2 protein-coding genes and 1 pseudogene are annotated in these 1,811 nt (G+C 55.4%); 1 reads left to right on the top strand and 2 read right to left on the bottom strand.

Annotated elements, in window-relative coordinates:
* Together DBR18_RS30160 and gspI are read right to left on the bottom strand one after the other, a co-directional pair.
* Positions 1-429 (bottom strand): annotated as a pseudogene (locus tag DBR18_RS30160) (hypothetical protein); the annotation flags it as partial.
* A gap of 452 nt (positions 430-881) precedes the next feature.
* Positions 882-1,256 (bottom strand): type II secretion system minor pseudopilin GspI, encoded by a 375-nt coding sequence (gspI, locus tag DBR18_RS27935; RefSeq protein ID WP_108592762.1) that lies wholly within the window; start codon positions 1,254-1,256, stop codon positions 882-884.
* Positions 1,257-1,403: 147 nt separating this feature from the next.
* Between gspI and gspG the strand changes: the two genes are divergently transcribed.
* Positions 1,404-1,811 (top strand): type II secretion system major pseudopilin GspG (gene gspG, locus DBR18_RS27930; RefSeq protein ID WP_108592770.1); only part of this gene is annotated, 408 nt, incomplete at its 3' end.

Genomic DNA, 1,811 nt, shown 5'->3' with positions numbered 1-1,811 from the left:
GGCCGAGTCTTCACTCAGGAAGGTCAGTCCGTTGTGGAAGTAGGATGACAGTCGAGCAATTCTTTTACTGAGCGACGGCAACCGATCAGATGTGGTTTTCATCCATGCCAGACTCCAAACGGCAATCACGATGCCAAAAAAACCTGTGCCCATACCGAACGAGTCGGGATCAATTTCCAACCGGTAAAAGAACAAAGCGACGCTATAGATGCTCCCAAGCCAATAAAGAGCCACAGCGCTCGCGAGCAAGAACAGGCCAGTGCCGAAAAACCACCATGCGCGTGTGCGATCGAATTCGAGGGGGCCATCGTAAGAGACGAACTGATGGATCACCTTCAATAAGTCGGTGTTGGACTTAGCCCTGTCAATACTGGCTTCGCACATGCCCAGCAACTCATTTAATCTCGCGTTTTGCGATGTGTTGGCCATGTCAGGTATCCGTGGATTCAGGGATGCCTGGTGCCGGAGCAACGGCCCGGATTGAGAGTTTGACTCTATTCATAATCTGTCAGAAACAATGAAAAGGAGTGGACAATACCATTGTCATGCGTTGACTGCTTCTGTCCGACATCATCCTCTGGAAATGATCGGGCATTCGACAGGTAATCATCGTTTGATGAGCGTATCGGCATCACTTGGTGATTGATTTGGTGCCCATTCTGGCGCCTTCGCGGGCAAGCCCGCTCCCACAGGGTTTTATGTTGGTCGAAGATTTTTCGTACGACGTTGGAGACTTGGGGAGTTGGTCTGTCGGCGATGGTGCATGCGCCAATTCCGTTGCCTGAGATGTTTGTGTAGGAGCTGCCGGAGGCTGCGATCTTTTAGTTTTAAAAAACAAGATCAAAAGATCGTCCGATCGCGGCCCGAGCCTTCGGCAGCTCCTACAGGGGGCGATTCAATAGGGTTTCCAGGCGGGCCAGGGGCGGGGTGTCCTGGTTGCGGTTGAAGACCTGGATGCCGACCTTGAGTAATCGGCCATTCTCTGCCGCTGCGATTACCTGCTCACACCGCAACAACAACCGTCCCTGATCACAATCAACGGCTTTCACACCGGTCGGCAATCGACCTTCCAGTTGCAGCTCCGCCATGCGCGTTTGCGCCGCGATCATGGCAATCGAGCGATCACGCATAACTCCGCTGCTTTGGGTCATCAACCCGGCCACGCGCACGGCCGCCGACATCGCCACGGCAATGATCGCCAGCGCCACCAGCACTTCAATCAAGGTGAAACCCGCTTCTCGGGAACACGCGCGCATAAAAGGCCCAAACCAAACCACAGCCCTCGACCCTAACCCCCGTCCTTGACGGCTTGACGACGAAAACTCCCGAGGATTTTCAACATCCCTGACATATCTTCTTGCAACACTGCGCGTCGAATCGAATCAAGCCAAGGGAATGTCGAGATGGATATCGCGCAGTTCAAACAGCCCGGACGACCGAGCCGGATGCCCCGTGGGCAGCAGGGTTTTACCCTGATCGAAATCATGGTGGTGGTGGTGATTCTCGGGATTCTGGCGGCGATGGTGGTGCCCAAGGTGCTCGACCGGCCGGATCAGGCGCGGGCCACGGCAGCCAAGCAGGACATTGGCGGTTTGATGCAGGCGTTGAAGTTGTATCGCCTCGATCACGGCACTTATCCGAGCATGACTCAGGGGCTGAAAGTGCTGGTGGAGCGGCCGGCGGATGCGAAGAACAGCAACTGGCGTTCGTACCTGGAGCGTTTGCCGAATGACCCGTGGGGTCGTCCTTATCAGTACCTCAACCCCGGCGCGAATGGCGAGATCGATATCTTTTCCCTCGGTGCCGACGGT

It is taken from the genome of Pseudomonas sp. HMWF021, from assembly GCF_003061005.1.
Lineage (GTDB): Bacteria > Pseudomonadota > Gammaproteobacteria > Pseudomonadales > Pseudomonadaceae > Aquipseudomonas.
This window is presented reverse-complemented; position numbering and strand designations above follow the sequence as displayed.

Excerpts from the sequence above, each read along its gene's own strand:
- gspI (WP_108592762.1), bottom strand. The coding sequence starts at position 1,256 with ATGCGCGCGTGTTCCCGAGAAGCGGGTTTCACCTTGATTGAAGTGCTG.